The organism is Nocardioides sp. P5_C9_2 (assembly GCF_054049555.1).
In genome coordinates this window covers 1-16,930 of the sequence record NZ_JBFUMD010000022.1, presented here as the reverse complement: position 1 = coordinate 16,930, position 16,930 = coordinate 1, and the positions used below count along the sequence as shown (strand labels likewise).

Genomic DNA, 16,930 nt, shown 5'->3' with positions numbered 1-16,930 from the left:
GTCCCCGACCAGCGGGCTGGCCATCACCGTGGTCGGCGCGCTGATGATGCTGCTGGGTGCCCCGCTGGTGGCGCTGCGGGTACGCCGCCGCCCGCACGGCTTCCTGCCGCTCTCGGTCATCCGCAACGGTCGCGTCGTGCGCTCGGCGCTGGCCGCGGCGTCGGTGCCGGCGTCGTGGTTCGCCCTGCTGATCGGCGTACCGGCCGTGCTCGTGCACGCCGGGTGGGAGCCGTGGGAGGTCGGCCTGCTGCTCGTGCCGAGTGCCGTGGTCGCGATGCTCGTGCCGCGCGTGACCGGCCCGCTCCTCGACCGGATCGGCGGCTCGTGGAGCCTGGCCGTCGCCGGGGTCGTCGCCGCCCTGACGATGCTGCTCGCCGCGCTCGGCACCGCGCTCGTCGCGCCCGTGCCGGTGGCGATCGCCGTCGCGCTGGCGACCGTCTCCTTCGGGATCGGCCAGCCCGCCCTCACCTCGCTGGTCGGTGACGCCGTGCACGAGGACGTCCGCGGCGTCGCCCTCGGCATCGCGACCCTCCTCTTCCTCGTCGGCGGTAGCGTCGGCTCGGCCGTCGTCGCCGGGCTCGGCGAGGTCATCGGCATCCCCGGCAGCCTCGCGGCCCTCGCCGTCCTCCCGGTGCTCGGGCTGCTTGCGCTGGTCCCGGATCTGCGGCGGTCGGGTGTTGGGGAATCACTGGGCAGCCGGTGATCGCAGGTCCGGCTTCCCCAGCGCCCTCGTAGTCTCGACGGCGTGACCTCACCCGCCACCCGCGACGGCCTCTCCTGGGGGCAGGCCGGGGTGTGGAGCGCCGGCTTCGTGGCGGTGCTGTGGGTCTCGGAGATCGTCGACACGCTCCTCGGCAACCGCCTCGACGCGGAGGGGATCCGCCCCGGTGACCCGGAGGGACTCACCGGGATCGCGTTCGCCCCGCTGCTGCACGGCGGCTTCGGCCACCTGGTCGCCAACAGCGTCCCGCTGCTGGTCCTCGGCTTCCTCGTCCTGCTGTCGGGCGTCGCCCGGTGGATCGCGGTCACCGCCCTCGTGTGGGTCGTCGCCGGGGTCGGTACGTGGCTCTTCGGCGGAGCCGGGACGGTGCACCTCGGGGCGTCCGGGCTGGTGTTCGGGTGGCTGACGTACCTGATCGTGCGCGGCTTCGTCACCCGGCGGCCGGGCCAGATCCTGGTCGGGGTCCTCGTGCTGATGGTGTACGGCGGCGCGCTGTGGGGCGTGCTCCCCGGCCAGCCCGGCATCTCCTGGCAGGGTCACCTCTTCGGCGCCCTCGGCGGGCTGATGGCGGCACTGTGGCTGTCCGGGGCACGCCGGAGCCAGCCCGCGGACCGCTACGTCGGCTGAGCGGCGTACCGGCTCGGCTTCTCATGCGCCGACGGCCGGGACCGGCGGAAGCGGCGTACGACTCAGCGGATCGTGCCGGCGTTGTCCTTCGCCAGCGACCGCGAGATCACCATCCGCTGGATCTGGTTGGTCCCCTCGAAGATCTGCATCACCTTGGCCTCGCGCATGTAGCGCTCGACCGGGAAGTCACGGGTGTAGCCGTAGCCGCCGAGCACCTGGACGGCGTCGGTGGTGACCTTCATGGCGTTGTCGGTGGCGACCATCTTGGCGATCGACGCCTCGCGTGAGAACGGTCGACCCGCGTCGCGCAGCCGCGCGGCGTGCAGCATCGTGGCGCGGGCCGAGACGATCGCGGCCTCCATGTCGGCCAGCACGAAGGCCAGGCCCTGGTGCTCGATGATCGCCTTGCCGAAGGTCTCGCGCTCGCGGGCGTAGGCGACCGCCGCGTCCAGTGCCCCCTGGGCCAGGCCGACGGCGACGGCGGCGATGCCGAGGCGGCCCGAGTCGAGCCCGGCGAGCGCGATGCGCAGGCCCTCGCCCTCGGCGCCGAGGCGGCGCGAGGCCGGGACGCGGACGTCGTCGAAGCGCATCGTCGCCGTGGCCGACCCGGTGAGGCCCATCTTCCGCTCCGGCGGGTCGGCGGTGAGGCCGTCGGTCGACGCGGGGACGAGGAAGCAGGAGATCCCGTTGCGGTCGTCGGAGGTCCGCGCCATCACCTTGTAGAAGTCGGCGTGGCCGCCGTGCGTGGTCCACGCCTTCGCGCCGTTGATCACGTAGTCGTCGCCGTCGCGGCGGGCCGTCGTACGCATCGCTGCCGGGTCGGAGCCGGCGTGCGCCTCGGACAGGCAGTAGGCGCCGAGCAGGTCGCCGCCGAGCATGTCGGGCAGCCACTCGGCCTTCTGCTCCTCGGTGCCGAAGGACTGCAGGCCGAAGCACGACAGCGCGTGCACCGAGACCCCGACGCCCACCGACGACCACACGGCCGCGATCTCCTCGAGGACCTGGAGGTAGACCTCGTACGGCTGCCCGCCGCCACCGTGCTCCTCCGGGTAGGGGAGGCCCAGCAGCCCCGCCTGGCCCAGCATCGCGAAGACGTCGCGCGGGAAGGTCTCGGTCGCCTCGGCCTCGGCGGAGCGGGGGGCCAGCTCGCGGGTCGCGATCTCGCGGGTGAGGGCGAGCAGGTCTCGCGCCTCCTCGGTGGGCAGCACGCGGCTGGCGGTCATGCGGTGGTCCTCCCGGGGGTGGGGGCGGTCGAGCGGTCAGGGGCGGTGACGGTGGTCACGCTGTCGATCAGCCTAGGGGCCCCTAGTCCCTCCGAGCCATTTGCGCATGACCCGGCCCCGCGCCCGCCTGGTCACCCGTACCTTGCGCACCATGGGGGACCGATGGCTGCCGTACTCGGCGGCGGCACTGTCGTGCGGCGCGGTCGCCCTCGTCCTCGGCACCCTCGGGCTCCCGGTGAGCCCCGACGACGCGAGCCTGCTGCAGAGCGCGCGGGTCGAGGGGGGCCGCTGGGTCATGGCGTCGGCGGCGTTCCTGGTCTGCGCGGTGGGGTTCGGCCTCGGGCTGCCGACCTTCCTGTACGGGATGCCCCGCCGCGGTCGTCGCCTCGGCTACGCCGGCACGGCGCTGCTCGGGATCGCGGCGGTGGCGATGGCGTCGTACGCCGCGCTGCTCGCGTTCTTCCGGCTCCTCGTGGTCAACGGGACCATTGGGGACGCGGACCTGGCCCTGCTCACCGGCGACCCCGGCCTCATCGCCTTCATGCTGGGCTTCGTGGGCACCTTCCACCTCGCGGAGGTGCTGCTCGCGGCCGGGATGCTGCGGGCCCGCTCGGTGCCGCGGTGGGTGCCCGGCCTGTTCCTCCTGCACGCCGCGATGACCCCGTTCACCGGCGTCCTGCCCCAGCTGAGCGGCATCRGCGTCGTGCTCGTGGGGGTGGCCTTCATGGGCGTGGCCGTCTTCACCAACGAGAAGTTCCAGCTGACGCGAGCCGCCCACGCCGTTTCCTGAGCCCCGACGACCGGGACCGCCTTCGACAGGGCTCGCTCTGGTGCTGTCGGTGGTCCGTGCCTAGAGTGCGTGCTCCACGCCGTTCGAGGGGGAAACGTTGCGCGCACGCGGAGCACGTCGTCTGTCAGTCATGATCATGCTCGTCCTGGGAGCGGGGGTGCTGCCGGGGGCGATCACCACCTCCGCCGTGGCGGCCCCCGACGACGGGACGTTCACCACGTTGCGCGGTTTCACGCCGACCGGCGCCAAGGTCCGGGTGGAGCCCAAGGAGTACGCCGCGTCCCGCGTCGACCTCGCCGCCCTGCGGGGCGAGCTGCCCACCGGTGACGCCTCGAGCGTCGTCTCGGTCCCCGACCCGTCGGGCGGGCTGCAGACCTTCCGCGTCCGTCGTACCCAGGTGATGGAGTCCGAGCTCGCCGGCGCCCACCCGGAGATCGCGACGTACGCCGGTCGCGGTGTCGACGACCCGCAGGCCTCCATCGCCCTCGACCTGACCCCGATGGGCTTCCACGCCTTCGTGCGCGCGCCGGGCAACGGCCGCGACTGGTACGTCGACCCGGCCTACAACCGGCGCGGCACCACCGCGCACCTCAGCTACTACGGCAAGGACCTGCCGCGCCCCGAGCAGCGGCGCAAGGAGGGCGAGGTGAGCACGCTGCGCGACACCGTCACCGCCGCCCAGCAGGCCGCCACGGACGCCGGGCAGCCGGTGACCCGCCGCTACTTCCGGCTCGCGCTGACCTCCGACCCGTCGTACGCCGCGTACTTCGGCACCGAGAACGTGCTGGCCGAGAAGGTCACGCTCATCAACCGGGTCAACGAGATCTACAACGACGACCTGGCTGTCGAGCTGCGCCTGGTCGACGGCACGGAGAGCCTCAACCTCGACACGGACGCGAAGGCGACCGGGGCCAACGGTCCGTGCGGCAGCGCGCCGTGCTTCGCGCCCCCCACGTCGAGCGCCGACGGCGAGCTGGAGTACTGCGACGTCTCGACCCTGGGCAAGAACCGCACCGTCCTGGGCCAGCTCATCGGCGCGTCCAACTACGACGTCGGCCACATCGCGCTCGGCGTCAACGGCGGCGGCATCGCCTACCTCGGCGTCATCGGCGGCGACTTCCAGGGCTACAAGGGTGGCGGCTGCACCGGCCTGCCCGAGCCGAAGGGCGACTTCTTCGCCATCGACTACGTCGCCCACGAGATCGGCCACCAGTTCGGCGGCAACCACACCTTCAACGGTGCCCTCGGGGCCTGTGGCGGCAACATCTCCGACGCCTCCGTCGAGCCGGGCTCCGGCTCCTCGGTGATGGCCTACGCCGGCATCTGCGGTCAGGACGACCTCCAGCCGCACACCGACCCGTACTTCTCGCACCTCACCGTCGATGAGGCCCACGCCGTCATGGACGCCGCGCCGCGCAACAACGTCGAGGTCCAGACGGTGTCCCTGAGTGGCTTCGGCGACGTCGGTGACTCGTTCACCCTGGAGTACGACGGCCGGACCAGCGAGCCGATCGTCTTCGGCACCAACTACAACCCGGTCGGCCTCAAGCTGGCGATCGAGGCGATCACCGACCAACCGGTGTCCATCGCCCAGTGGGGCTACGACCAGTACAACTCCTACACGGTCAACTACGTCCCGCCCGTCGTGCCCGACAAGACCGGCTTCCAGGTGATCTTCAACGCCGTGCCGAGCATCGAGGGCGAGGGCAGCGACCTCCCGACGATGGACGTCACCGACGCGACCGGGGTCACCGGCTTCGTGGGCGAGACCTCCCGCGGCGGCCCGTCCCAGAACGCCGGCGTGGCTGTCGAGAGTGACAACAGCAACCCGACCGTGACCGCGCCCGAGGACAGGACGGTGCCGAAGCGCACGCCCTTCGCCCTGACCGGCTCCGGCACGGACGCCGACGGGGAGCCGCTGGTCTACCTGTGGGAGCAGACCAACTTCGGTGAGGGCACCCAGCTGGCCGACAACACCAAGACCTACGGCCCGCTCTTCCGGGTCTTCGGCGACGACGCCGTGGTCACCGAGGAGGACTCCCTCAAGAGCCCCTCGCCGGGGGAGAACATCGCCGACGGCAGCCCGACCCGGGTCTTCCCCGACATGGCGCAGGTGCTCGCCGGCAACACCAACGCGGACACGGGTGACTGCCCGGCCCCGACGACGGCGGTCAACCAGCCGCTGTCCGACCCGCTGCTCGACTGCTACTCCGAGTTCCTGCCCGACACCGACTACCTCGGCAGCCTCGGCACCGACGCGCGCCAGATGCAGTTCCGACTGACCGCGAGGGACATGAACCCGGCCGGGGGCGGCCTGTCGTACGACGACGTCGCACTCACCGTCGACCCCGACGCGGGCCCGTTCCAGGTGACGTCGCAGGTCGCGGCCGGCACCACGGTCGCCGGCGGCTCGGCGGTCCCGGTCACCTGGGCGGTCAACAACACCCAGAGGCTCGCGCCCTCGGTGAAGATCTCGCTGTCCACCGACGGCGGCGCCACCTTCGGCACCGTCCTGGCGGCCGGCACGCCCAACGACGGCGCCGAGACGCTCACCATGCCCAACGTGGCCGCCGCCGACGTGCGCCTCAAGATCGAGGCGGTGGACAACTACTTCTTCGACGTCAACGACGCGTCGTTCGCGCTGACCGCCACCCCGGCCACGACGCCGACCCCCACCCCGACGCCGACGCCCGGCCCGCCGGCGCCCGGCGTCCCGGACACCACCATCACCTCGGGACCCGCCGACGGCTCGGTGGTGCTGTCGAAGGAGCAGTCGTTCGCCTACGCCTCGACCGTGGCCCCGGCGACCTACGTGTGCCACGTGGACGGTGACACCGTGCCGTGCGCCGTCGACGGCCTGGAGCGGCACTACCCGGCCGGCACGCACGAGTTCAGCGTGGCCGCCGTCAACGCGGCGGGCGTCGCCGACGCGACTCCGGCGACCCGCACCTTCACGGTGCCGCGCAACGACGGTGCCCTCGTCCAGAAGGGCAGCTGGAAGCGCGTCACCAAGTCCGCGGCGTACGGCGGCCACGTCGTCACCTCCCGCGACCGGGGCGACCAGCTGGTCACCCGGATCCAGAAGGCGACCGCGGTCACGCTGATCGTCAGCACCCGCCGCAACGCCGGCACCGTGACGGTGTTCATCGGCAAGAAGCGGGTCAAGACCTTCAACCTGAAGGGCAAGAACCGCGTCAACAGGCTGCGCACCGTGGCTCTGGACAAGCCGCGCAGCGGCAAGGTCCGGATCGTGGTGGGCAAGGACAAGCCCGTCCGGATCGAGGGCGTCGCGGTGGTCACCGAGCCGTAGACCGATCCCGTCCGGAACGAGCAACGAGGGCCGCCCCGCGATCTGCGGGGCGGCCCTTGACCTTGACGCAGGGTCAGGGCTGCAGGCTGCTGTCATGACCATGACACCAGCCATCGAGATCGCCGGACTGACCAAGTCCTACGGCGACCACGTCGTGCTCCGGGGCGTGGACCTGAGGGTGGCCTCCGGCACCGTCGTCGCCCTGCTGGGCTCCAACGGGGCGGGGAAGACGACCGTGGTGAGGATCCTGTCCACCCTGCTGGGGTCCGACGGGGGCACCGCCGCCGTCCTCGGGTACGACGTCGACGCGGAGGCCGCGAAGGTGCGCGAGTCGATCAGCCTCACCGGGCAGTTCGCCGCCGTCGACGAGGTCCTGACCGGTCGCGAGAACCTCGTCCTCGTCGCCCAGCTGCGACACCTCCACGACCCCCGTGGCAGCGCGGACGAGCTCCTCACGAGGTTCGCGCTGACCGACGCCGCCGGGCGACGCGTCGCGACGTACTCCGGTGGCATGCGCCGGCGCCTCGACATCGCCATGAGCCTGGTCGGGGACCCGGCCGTGCTGTTCCTCGACGAGCCGACGACCGGCCTCGACCCGCAGTCGAGGATCGAGGTCTGGAGGACGGTCCGCGCCCTCGCCGACAGAGGCACCACGGTGCTGCTCACCACCCAGTACCTCGACGAGGCCGAACAGCTCGCCGACCGGATCGCGATCCTCCACGACGGCCGCATCATCGCCGACGGCACCCTCGCCGAGCTCGAGCGGCTGCTCCCGCCGGCAACCGTCGAGTACGTCGAGAAGCGAYCGACCCTCGAGGAGATCTTCCTCGCCATCGTCGGCCACGAGGGCCCCGGACGCACGGGAGACGCCCGATGAGCACCGACCTCCTCCGCGACACCGCCGTGCTGTCGCAGCGTTCCCTGCGACACGTCCTGCGCAGCCCGGACACCATCATCACCACCGCGGTCACGCCGATCGCGATGCTGCTCCTCTTCGTCTACGTCTTCGGCGGGGCCATCGAGGTCGGCGGCGGGAGGTACGTCGACTACCTGCTCCCGGGGATCCTGCTCATCACCGTGGCCTCGGGGGTCTCCTACACGGCGTTCCGGCTCTTCACCGACGTCTCGGGAGGACTCTTCGAGAGGTTCCTGTCGATGCCGATCGCCCGGTCGGCCGTGCTGTGGAGCCACGTGCTGACCTCCGTCGTGGCGAACCTGGTCTCCCTCGTGCTCGTCGTGCTCGTCGCCGTCGCGATGGGCTTCCGCACCGGTGCCGGCGTGCTCGGCTGGCTGGCGGTCCTCGGTCTCCTGGTGCTGTTCACCTTCGCGCTGACCTGGCTGGCCGTCATCCCCGGGCTGACGGCGACGTCGGTCGACGGGGTGAGCGGGTTCTCCTACCCGCTGATCTTCCTGCCGTTCATCAGCTCCGCCTTCGTGCCGACCGAGGGCATGCCCGCCCCGGTGCAGTGGTTCGCCGAGCACCAGCCGGTCACCTCGATCGTGGACACGATCCGCAACCTGTTCGACCAGCAGCCGGTCGGCACCCAGGGCTGGGTCGCCCTCGCCTGGTGCCTCGGCCTGCTGGTCGTCGCCCACGCGCTCGCGATGGCGACCTACCGCCGCAGGATCACCGGAGCCAGCAGACTGTGACCATGCTGACCATCAGCCAGCTCGCGGCGTACGCCGACGTCACGGTGCGTGCGGTGCGGCACTACCACGCCAAGGGACTGCTGCCCGAGCCCGGGCGCGACCACTCCGGCTACCGCCGCTACGACGCCTCGGCCGTCGTGGAGCTGATCAGGATCCGCGTGCTGGCCGAGGCCGGCGTACCCCTGTCGCGTGTCCGCGAGCTGCTGGCGGCGGACGAGCAGGAGTTCGCGGCGGCGGTCGACGACATCGACGCCCGGCTGCGCGCCGAGATCCGTGAGCTGCAGCGGCACCGGCGGCGCATCGCCCGGCTCGCGGCGGGCGACAGCCTGGCGCTTCCCCCCGAGGCGGTGGCCTACCTGGACCGGCTCCGCGGTGTCGGCGTGCCGGAGGTCATGGTCGGGGCGGAGCGCGACGCCTGGATCCTGGTGGGCGCCCAGCTGCCGGACCGGATGCCGTTCTACATGGAGATGAAGAGCCAGCAGCTCGACGACCCCTCCGTCCGGGAGCTCTACCGCGACCTCGCCGAGGTCATCCAGTGGCCCACCGACGACCCCCGTCTGGACGGCGTCGCCGACCGCCTTGCCGCGCAGTTCGAGCAGGTCCCGGACGAGGCGTGGGACCAGGACGCGTTGCCGGACGACCTCGCGGGCCTGCTGGACACGGTCTTCCTCGAGTCCGTCCCGTGCGCCGCCCGGCTGCTCGCGCTCCTCGAGGAGCGCGGCTACACCGGCTGGACGAACATCAGGCGCACGGAGCCGATCGGCTGAGGCGCCGACCTCAGCCCGAGGAGGGCCGGGCCCGCTCCGCCAGCCGGAGGGCCGCGTGCTGCACGATCGGCAGCTCCTCGGTGTCGCGCGCGGCCTCGTGCGGCACCGCGCCGCCGAGCAGCGCGGCCGGGGTGGTGAGCCAGGCCCAGGTGCGCCACGGGTCGGACCCCGAGGCCAGCAGCGGCTCCRGGACGGCGACCAGCTCGCTCCGCACCTGCCCGGCCGCGTCGAGCTGGAAGGCGGGGACGAGCGTGCGGCCCTCGTGCTGGACCAGCAGGATGCTGCGGCGCTCGGCGGCCTTGTGCAGCGCGAACCGGGCGGCGTTCTCCGAGACCCCGCGCAGGCGGCCGACCTCGGCGTAGTCCAGCCAGCCGCCGTCGAGCAGCGCGGCCCGGACCCGGCCCTCACGCCGCAGCCGCACCAGGGCGATCGGCACGGCGTGGGCGGGGTCGTCGCCCTCGGACCGGAGGAGCCGGTCGAGCTCCTCGAGGCGCACCGCGGTCAGCTCCTCGCCGGTGGCGGGGTCCTGCCAGCGCACCGCGCCGCCGCCGTCGCGCTCGTACGTCGGGAGCCCGGCGGCGGCGAGCTGCTCGGCGAGGCCCAGACCCTCCAGCCACGCGGCCAGGCTCTCGGCGAGGTCGCCGGAGCCCGGGCCGGGGCTGGAGTCGTCGGTCATCGGGTCACGTGTCGCGCTCGGCGGCCGGTGCTACTTCGAGGCCTTGCGGTGCTGCGAGGCGGTCTTCGCGCGGGCGTTCGCGTCGAGGACCACCTTGCGGATGCGGACCGAGTCGGGCGTGACCTCGACGCACTCGTCGTCGCGGCAGAACTCCAGGCACTGCTCGAGGGAGAGCTTCTTCGGCGGGATCAGCTTCTCGAAGTTGTCGGAGGTGGCGGACCGGATGTTGGTCTGCTGCTTCTCCTTGGTGATGTTGACGTCCATGTCGTCGGCGCGCGAGTTCTCGCCGATGATCATGCCCTCGTAGACCTCGGTCGTGGGCTCGACGAACATGATCCCCCGCTCCTGCAGGTTGGTCATGGCGTACGCCGTCGCCGCACCCTTGCGGTCGGCCACCAGGGAGCCGTTGGTGCGCGAGCGGATCTCGCCGGCCCACGGCTCGTAGCCCTCGGAGATGCCGTGCGCGATGCCGGTGCCGCGGGTGTCGGTGAGGAACTCGGTGCGGAAGCCGATGAGGCCACGCGCCGGCACCAGGAACTCCATGCGGACCCAGCCGGTGCCGTGGTTGGTCATCGACTCCATGCGGCCCTTGCGCGAGGCGAGCAGCTCGGTGATCGTGCCGAGGTACTCCTCGGGCGCGTCGATGGTCAGGCGCTCGAACGGCTCGTGCACCTTGCCGTTGATCTCCTTGGTGACGACCTGGGGCTTGCCCACGGTGAGCTCGAAGCCCTCGCGGCGCATCTGCTCGACCAGGATGGCCAGCGCCAGCTCGCCGCGGCCCTGCACCTCCCACGCGTCGGGGCGCTCGGTCGGGAGGATGCGCAGCGACACGTTGCCGACGAGCTCCTGGTCGAGACGGTCCTTGACCAGGCGGGCGGTGACCTTGCCGCCCTTGTAGCGACCGACCAGCGGGGAGGTGTTGGTGCCGATCGTCATCGAGATGGCCGGCTCGTCGACGTGGATGAGCGGCAGCGCGACCGGGTTCTCGGCGTCGGCGAGGGTCTCGCCGATGGTGATGTCCGGGATACCCGCCACGGCGACGATGTCGCCGGGGCCGGCGCTCTGGCCGGGCTGGCGCTCGAGGCCCTCGGTGACGAGGAGCTCGGTGATCTTGACGTTCTTGACCGAGCCGTCGCGGCGCATCCACGCGACGGTCTGGCCCTTGTTGAGGGTGCCCTCGTGGACGCGGACCAGCGCGAGCCGGCCGAGGAACGGCGAGGCGTCGAGGTTGGTCACGTGCGCCTGCAGCGGCGCGCCCTCGGTGTAGACGGGGGCCGGGATGGTCTCGAGGATCGTCTTGAAGAGCGGCTCGAGGTCGGTGCCCTCGGGCATCGTGCCGTCCTCGGGAGCCTTGAGGCTGGCGATACCGGCGCGACCCGACGCGTAGACGACGGGGAAGTCGAGCGCGTCCTGGCTGTGGCTCTCGTCCAGGAGGTCCATGAAGAGCTCGTAGGTCTCCTCGACGACCTCGGCGATGCGGGCGTCGCTGCGGTCGGTCTTGTTGACGACCAGGATCACCGGCATGTCGGCGTTGAGCGCCTTGCGGAGCACGAAACGCGTCTGCGGCAGCGGACCCTCGGAGGCGTCCACGAGCAGCACGATGCCGTCCACCATCGACAGGCCGCGCTCGACCTCGCCACCGAAGTCGGCGTGGCCGGGGGTGTCGATGATGTTGATGACCATCGGCTCGCCGCCGCCGGCCGGACCCGCGTAGTGCACGGCGGTGTTCTTCGCGAGGATGGTGATGCCCTTCTCGCGCTCGAGGTCGCCGGAGTCCATGACCCGCTCGGCAACGCTCTCGGCCTGGTGCGCCGTGAAGGCACCGGCCTGGCGGAGCATGGCGTCGACGAGCGTGGTCTTGCCGTGGTCGACGTGGGCGACGATCGCCACGTTGCGGAGGTCGGAACGCTTCTGGGACATGAAGGTACGGCGTCGCTTTCGCTGGGGTTTGTCGGAGCGCGGTGTCTGCAGCACCCGTGACCCGGAGCCGGGCCGTCATCGAGTCTAGTGGCGCCGCGCCGTGGCCTGCGATTCGACGGCCGTGTGAGCCAGGACCCTTCCCGCTGTCGGTCCGGTGCGGTAGTCCTGACCCATGACCCCTTCTCGGACCGCCGCCTGCTCCTTCGTCCCGCCCTGGTTGCTCGAGCAGGTGGGCGCCGACGACACCCTCGCCACCGACGCCGCGCTGCGCTCCCGACGCGAGCAGGCGGCCGACGCCCGCCGGTCCGCCGGCCCTGTTGCGGACTCGGCTCCGGCCGCCGGCGGAGCCGCGGCCGACGCCCCGGCGTGGACGGTGCACACCGCGGGCAACGCCCAGCGGTTGCCAGGCACCCCGGTGCGCACCCCCGGCACCCCCGCGTCGGGTGACGTGGCGGTCGACGAGGCCGCCGCCGGGATCACCGCGACCCTGCAGATGTGGGCCGAGGGCCTGGGGCGCTCGTCGTACGACGACGCCGGCGCGCCGGTGAGCCTCACGGTCCACTACGGGCGCGACTACGACAACGCGTTCTGGGACGGGACCCAGCTGGTCTTCGGCGACGGGGACGGGGAGATCTTCGAGCGGTTCACGAAGCCGGTCGACGTGCTCGGCCACGAGTTCGCCCACGCGGTGACCGAGCACACTGCGGGGCTCGTCTACCGCGGCCAGTCCGGGGCGCTCAACGAGTCGATGTCCGACGTCTTCGCGATCTGCCTCAAGCAGCGGTTGCTCGGGCAGGACGCCGCCTCGGGGAGYTGGCTGATCGGGGAGGGCCTCTTCACCCCGTCGGTGAAGGCGCGCGGGTTGCGCGACATGGCCGCCCCCGGCACGGCCTACGACGACCCGCGGCTCGGCAAGGACCCGCAGCCGGCGCACATGGACGGCTTCGTCGTGACCACCGACGACAACGGCGGGGTGCACCTCAACTCCGGCATCCCCAACCGCGCCTTCCAGCTGGCCGCGGTGGCGATCGGCGGGTCGAGCCTCGAGGGTGCCGGCCTCGTCTGGTACGCCGCCCTCACCTCGGGCGACCTCTCCCCGAGCGCCGACTTCGCGTCCTTCGCCGCCGCGACCGTCGCGGCGGCCGGCGAGCACGCCGTGGCGGTGCGGGTCGCGTGGCAGCAGGTGGGAGTCGAGCCCGGCGCGTCGGCAGCCGGCACCCCGACCGGGTCGTCCGCGCCCGGCGGCCGGGTGGTCCGGGTCCGTCGCAGCGGCGGGTTCGCGGGGCGCACCTCGGAGGGCGAGGTCGACCTGGCGGGCGACGACCCGCGGGCAGCAGCCGTCGCCGACCTCGTCGGCCGGGTGGACCTGGCGCGCGTGGCCCGGCGCACGCCGATGCCCGACATGTACGTCTACCGGTTCGAGATCGACGGCACGCGGGCAGAGGTCGTCGAGCCGCTGCCGTCGGACCTCGCCGAGCTGGCCCGCCTCGTGCTCGAGGCCGGGGACGACAGCCGCTGAGGTCGCCGCCTCGCGCGCGGGTCGCGCAGGTGCGCGGCTTAGAAACGATGCCGGGGGCGTCGGTCGCGCACGTGCGCGAGGTGGGGCCATCGACCGGCGGCATTCCGGCGCGGGTGCGCCGTTTTGAGGGGATGCGTGGTGCGTCGGTCGTGCAGGTGCGCGAGCTCGGGCCGACGACCGGCGCCATTCCGGCGCACGTGCGCGAGCTCGGGCCGACGACCGGCGCCATTCCGGCGCACCCGCGCAGAAATGCGGCGGAGGACGATCAGGCCAGGGCGCGGTCGAGCGCGGCCTGCACGTGCAGGGTCGTGCAGGGGAAGACCGGGAGCTCGGTGTCGGCCTGTCGGATGAGCAGCTCGAGCTCGGTGCAGCCGAGCAGCACCCCGCCGGCGCCGGCGTCCCAGAGCTCGTCGATCAGCGCGACGACGCGGTTGCGGGTCCGGTCGACCACGCGGCCGTGCACCAGCTCGCCGTAGATCGCGTCGTTGAGCCACTCGTGGTGCCGGGCGTCGGGGACGATCACCTCGGGGCCGCCGTCACTGATGCGGCTGATGAAGAACGGGTCGTTCATCGCCACGGACGTCCCGATGAAGGCGACCTTGTCCATGCCGGCGGCCCGGCAGGCCTCGGACACCACGTCCGCGAGGTGCAGGAGCGGGATGTCGACGGCCGCGGCCACCTGGTCGGCGACCTTGTGGAAGGTCGTGGTGCACAGCAGCAGGAAGTCCGCGCCCGCGCGCTCGACGCCGGCGGYGGCGTCGGCCAGCAGGGTGCCGATCTGGTCCCACTTCTCGTCGTCCTCGAGGTGGGTCAGCTCGGCGAAGTCGACGGTGCTCAGCACGAGCTTGGGCGAGGAGAGCCCGCCGAGGCGTTCCTGCACCCCGACGTTGAGGTCGCGGTAGTACACCAGGCTGGATTCCCAGCTCATGCCGCCGATGAGTCCGATGGTCTGCACGGGAGCAGTCTGGCACGCCGCGCGGCCCCTCGCGGAGGTCAGCGGACCCGGTGGACGCCGCGCGTCAGCGCACCCGGTGGACCCCGTGCGTCAGCGCACCCGGTGGACCTTGTGCTGCGCGGCCTGGGCCCGCGGCCTGATGACGAGCTCGTCGATGTTGACGTGGGCCGGTCGCGTGGCCACCCAGGCGATGGCGTCGGCGATGTCCTCGGCGACCAGCGGGTCGGGGACGCCGTCGTACACGGCGGCGGCCGCGTCCGCGTCGCCACCGAAGCGGACCATMGCGAACTCGTCGGTCCGGACCATGCCGGGGGCGATCTCGCTGACCCGGATCGGCTCGCCGTTGAGCTCGAGGCGCAGGGTCTCGGTGACGACCTTGGTGGCGTGCTTGGCGGCGGTGTAGCCGCCGCCGTTCTCGTAGGCCACCCGCCCGGCGGTGGAGCCCACGTTGACGATGAGCCCGTCGCCGCTGGCACGCAGTGCCGGGAGGAGGGCCTGGGTGACACGCATCAGGCCGAGCACGTTGACGTCGTACATCGCGCGCCACTGCTCGACGTCGGCCGACTCGACCGGGTCGGAGCCGAAGGCGCCGCCGGCGTTGTTGACCAGCACGTGCAGCGCCCCGTCACCCACGGCGCCGACGGCGCTGGCGAGCGCGGCGACGGAGGCGTCGTCCGTGACGTCGCAGGCGACGGCCAGGCCGCCGATCTCCTGCGCCAGGGCCTCGATGCGGGCGGTACGGCGGGCGGCGCAGACGACGTGGAAGCCGGCGGCGGCCAGGGCGCGCGCCGTGGCCGCACCGATCCCGCTCGAGGCGCCGGTGACGACGGCGGTCCGGGTGCGCTGGGGGGTCGACTGGGGGGTCTCGGTCATGGCGCCATGATGCAGGATGTGCGCCGTGATCATCGCGGCAGCAGACGGCTCGGCCCTCGGCAACCCCGGACCGGCGGGATGGGCGTGGTACGTCGACGACGACTGCTGGGCCTCCGGCGGCTGGGCGCGCGGCACCAACAACATGGGCGAGCTGATGGCCGTGCTCGACCTGCTCCAGCAGACCGCGCACGTCGACGACGAGCTGCACGTCTACTGCGACAGCACCTACGTCATCAACACCATCACCAAGTGGATGGCCGGCTGGAAGCGCAAGGGCTGGAAGAAGGGCGACGGCAAGCCGGTGATGAACCTCGAGCTGATCCAGGCCCTCGACGCCGCCATGCAGGGGCGCCGGGTGAGGTTCGAGTGGGTCAAGGGCCACTCCGGGCACGTCCTCAACGAGGCGGCGGACAAGCGCGCCAACGCGGCCGCGGCGGCGTACCAGGCCGGTCGCGTGGCGGACCCGGGGCCGGGCTTCGTCGGTGCCGCGGCGAGCAGCGTGCCGCAGGCGGGTCCGACCGTGGTGGAGGAGGAGCCGGACCTCTTCAGCGACCTCGGCGACGACGCCGCCCTCTCCGACGCCGCCGACCTGTCCGACGAGGAGCAGGTGATCGCCCTCGAGCGCTCGGCGCTGACCGACCAGGTGCGTTCGGACCGGGGCGCGATGGCCGCCCTGCTGCACCCGGAGTGGCAGGAGATCGGCCAGTCGGGGCGGCTCTGGACCCGCGAGGAGCTGCTGGGCGAGGTCGGGCCGCTGGACACCGAGGTCAGCCTGGACGTGGTCTCCCTCGAGCGGCTCTCGCCCGACTCGATCCTGCTGCTGTGGCGCAGCATCAGCGACGACGGCAGTGCCCTGCGCAGCTCGATCTGGGTGCGGACCCCCCGCGGGTGGCAGCAGCGGTTCCACCAGGGCACCCGCGAGGAGTGAGCGCCCGGGGCGGTGCTCGCCGAATGGCGTAGGTAAGGCTTACCTTCTATCGTCGTGCGGGTGACCACCGCACCGGAGGCGCGCCCGACCCCGGCGCCCCTCATCGCCCACCTCGCCTCCTTCGGCGAGCGCCGGGCCCTCGTCACCGCGCACGAGACGGTGACCTACGCCGACTTGGCCGACCGGGTCGGGGCGGTCGCGGCGGCGTACGCCGGGGGCCGACGGCTCGTGCTCCTGACGCCGGGCAACGACGTCGCCTCCGTCGTCGAGTACGTCGGCGCCCTGGCCGCCKACCAGGTCGTGCTGGTCTCCTCGCCCGCCGCCGCGCCGGGACTCGTCGAGGCCTACGCACCGGACGTGGTCGCGGGCCCGACGGGTCGCGCGCGGCGGTCCCCGGAGTCCACGCACGACCTCCACCCGCAGCTGTCCCTGCTGCTGTCGACCAGCGGCTCGACCGGCTCGCCCAAGCTGGTGCGGCTCGCGGGCGAGGGCGTGCTGGCCAACGCGGAGGCCATCGCCGAGGCGCTGGGCATCCGGGACACCGACCTCGCGGCCACCACCCTGCCGCTCCACTACTGCTACGGCCTCTCGGTGCTCCACAGCCACCTGCTGCGCGGCGCCGGGCTGCTGCTCACCGACCTCTCCGTGGTCGACGCGTGCTTCTGGGAGCTGGTCCGCACCCACGGCGTGACCACCGTCCCGGGGGTCCCGCACACCTTCGAGCTCCTCGAGCGGGCCGGCTTCGCCGACCGCGACGTCCCGTCCCTGCGGGTCCTCACCCAGGCCGGTGGCCGGATGCCACCGGAGCGGGTCCGGGCCTTCGCCGAGCTGGGCCAGCGCCGCGGCTACGACCTCTTCGTCATGTACGGCGCCACCGAGGCCACCGCCCGGATGAGCGTGCTGCCCCCCGACCTCGCCCTGGTCGCGCCCGAGTCGATCGGCCGGCCGTTGCCGGGCACCTCCTTCGAGCT

15 protein-coding genes are annotated in these 16,930 nt (G+C 72.6%); 10 read left to right on the top strand and 5 right to left on the bottom strand.

What is annotated here, in order from left to right:
• A partial coding sequence (locus tag ACXJKL_RS02360; protein ID WP_457205441.1) for an MFS transporter occupies positions 1 to 703 on the top strand: 703 nt, incomplete at its 5' end.
• A 42-nt stretch (positions 704 to 745) separates the two neighbouring features.
• Positions 746 to 1,348 (top strand): rhomboid family intramembrane serine protease, encoded by a 603-nt coding sequence (locus ACXJKL_RS02355; protein WP_457205440.1) that lies wholly within the window; start codon positions 746 to 748, stop codon positions 1,346 to 1,348.
• A 62-nt stretch (positions 1,349 to 1,410) separates the two neighbouring features.
• Here the strand turns inward: ACXJKL_RS02355 and ACXJKL_RS02350 are convergent, their stop codons facing one another.
• A complete protein-coding gene (locus tag ACXJKL_RS02350; protein WP_457205439.1) occupies positions 1,411 to 2,571 on the bottom strand; it encodes an acyl-CoA dehydrogenase family protein in 1,161 nt (386 codons plus the stop codon).
• Between the two features lie 151 nt (positions 2,572 to 2,722).
• On the opposite strand from ACXJKL_RS02350, the gene ACXJKL_RS02345 reads away from it, so the two are divergent.
• The 5 genes from ACXJKL_RS02345 (at position 2,723) to ACXJKL_RS02325 (ending at position 9,088) form a co-directional block, all read left to right on the top strand.
• Positions 2,723 to 3,361 carry a hypothetical protein gene (locus ACXJKL_RS02345; protein WP_457205438.1) on the top strand — a complete coding sequence of 213 codons (639 nt, stop codon included), beginning with the start codon at positions 2,723 to 2,725 and terminating at the stop codon, positions 3,359 to 3,361.
• Positions 3,362 to 3,491: 130 nt separating this feature from the next.
• Complete coding sequence (locus ACXJKL_RS02340; RefSeq protein WP_457205437.1) at positions 3,492 to 6,671, top strand: reprolysin-like metallopeptidase; 3,180 nt, start codon at positions 3,492 to 3,494, stop codon at positions 6,669 to 6,671.
• A 94-nt stretch (positions 6,672 to 6,765) separates the two neighbouring features.
• Positions 6,766 to 7,548, top strand: a complete 783-nt coding sequence (locus ACXJKL_RS02335; protein ID WP_457205436.1) for an ABC transporter ATP-binding protein — start codon at positions 6,766 to 6,768, stop codon at positions 7,546 to 7,548.
• Positions 7,545 to 8,321, top strand: a complete 777-nt coding sequence (locus tag ACXJKL_RS02330; protein WP_457205435.1) for an ABC transporter permease — start codon at positions 7,545 to 7,547, stop codon at positions 8,319 to 8,321. The genes ACXJKL_RS02335 and ACXJKL_RS02330 overlap by 4 nt, the downstream gene beginning before the upstream one ends.
• A gap of 2 nt (positions 8,322 to 8,323) precedes the next feature.
• Entirely contained in the window at positions 8,324 to 9,088 is a 765-nt protein-coding gene (locus tag ACXJKL_RS02325) for a MerR family transcriptional regulator (protein WP_457205434.1), read from the top strand.
• 10 nt (positions 9,089 to 9,098) lie between these two features.
• Here ACXJKL_RS02325 and ACXJKL_RS02320 read toward each other — a convergent pair whose 3' ends face one another.
• Positions 9,099 to 9,764, bottom strand: coding sequence for a hypothetical protein (locus ACXJKL_RS02320; RefSeq protein ID WP_457205433.1), 666 nt, complete (start codon positions 9,762 to 9,764; stop codon positions 9,099 to 9,101).
• Positions 9,765 to 9,794: 30 nt separating this feature from the next.
• Positions 9,795 to 11,684: a translational GTPase TypA gene (gene typA / locus ACXJKL_RS02315; RefSeq protein WP_457205432.1), complete on the bottom strand. Its 1,890-nt coding sequence runs from the start codon at positions 11,682 to 11,684 to the stop codon at positions 9,795 to 9,797.
• A gap of 172 nt (positions 11,685 to 11,856) precedes the next feature.
• Between typA and ACXJKL_RS02310 the strand changes: the two genes are divergently transcribed.
• A complete protein-coding gene (locus tag ACXJKL_RS02310; protein WP_457205431.1) occupies positions 11,857 to 13,203 on the top strand; it encodes a protealysin inhibitor emfourin in 1,347 nt (448 codons plus the stop codon).
• Positions 13,204 to 13,468: 265 nt separating this feature from the next.
• Here the strand turns inward: ACXJKL_RS02310 and ACXJKL_RS02305 are convergent, their stop codons facing one another.
• Complete coding sequence (locus ACXJKL_RS02305) at positions 13,469 to 14,158, bottom strand: aspartate/glutamate racemase family protein (RefSeq protein ID WP_457205430.1); 690 nt, start codon at positions 14,156 to 14,158, stop codon at positions 13,469 to 13,471.
• A 90-nt stretch (positions 14,159 to 14,248) separates the two neighbouring features.
• Entirely contained in the window at positions 14,249 to 15,031 is a 783-nt protein-coding gene (locus tag ACXJKL_RS02300) for an SDR family oxidoreductase (protein WP_457205429.1), read from the bottom strand.
• 25 nt (positions 15,032 to 15,056) lie between these two features.
• Between ACXJKL_RS02300 and ACXJKL_RS02295 the strand changes: the two genes are divergently transcribed.
• Both ACXJKL_RS02295 and ACXJKL_RS02290 read left to right on the top strand, forming a co-directional pair.
• Positions 15,057 to 15,959, top strand: coding sequence for an RNase H family protein (locus tag ACXJKL_RS02295; RefSeq protein ID WP_457205428.1), 903 nt, complete (start codon positions 15,057 to 15,059; stop codon positions 15,957 to 15,959).
• A 60-nt stretch (positions 15,960 to 16,019) separates the two neighbouring features.
• Positions 16,020 to 16,930, top strand: a 911-nt coding sequence (locus ACXJKL_RS02290) for an AMP-binding protein (protein ID WP_457205427.1), incomplete at its 3' end; no start/stop codon positions are given.

Excerpts from the sequence above, each read along its gene's own strand:
- ACXJKL_RS02350 (WP_457205439.1), bottom strand. The coding sequence starts at position 2,571 with ATGACCGCCAGCCGCGTGCTGCCCACCGAGGAGGCGCGAGACCTGCTC.
- ACXJKL_RS02340 (WP_457205437.1), top strand. The coding sequence starts at position 3,492 with ATGATCATGCTCGTCCTGGGAGCGGGGGTGCTGCCGGGGGCGATCACC.
- ACXJKL_RS02330 (WP_457205435.1), top strand. The coding sequence starts at position 7,545 with ATGAGCACCGACCTCCTCCGCGACACCGCCGTGCTGTCGCAGCGTTCC.
- ACXJKL_RS02325 (WP_457205434.1), top strand. The coding sequence starts at position 8,324 with ATGCTGACCATCAGCCAGCTCGCGGCGTACGCCGACGTCACGGTGCGT.
- typA (WP_457205432.1), bottom strand. The coding sequence starts at position 11,684 with ATGTCCCAGAAGCGTTCCGACCTCCGCAACGTGGCGATCGTCGCCCAC.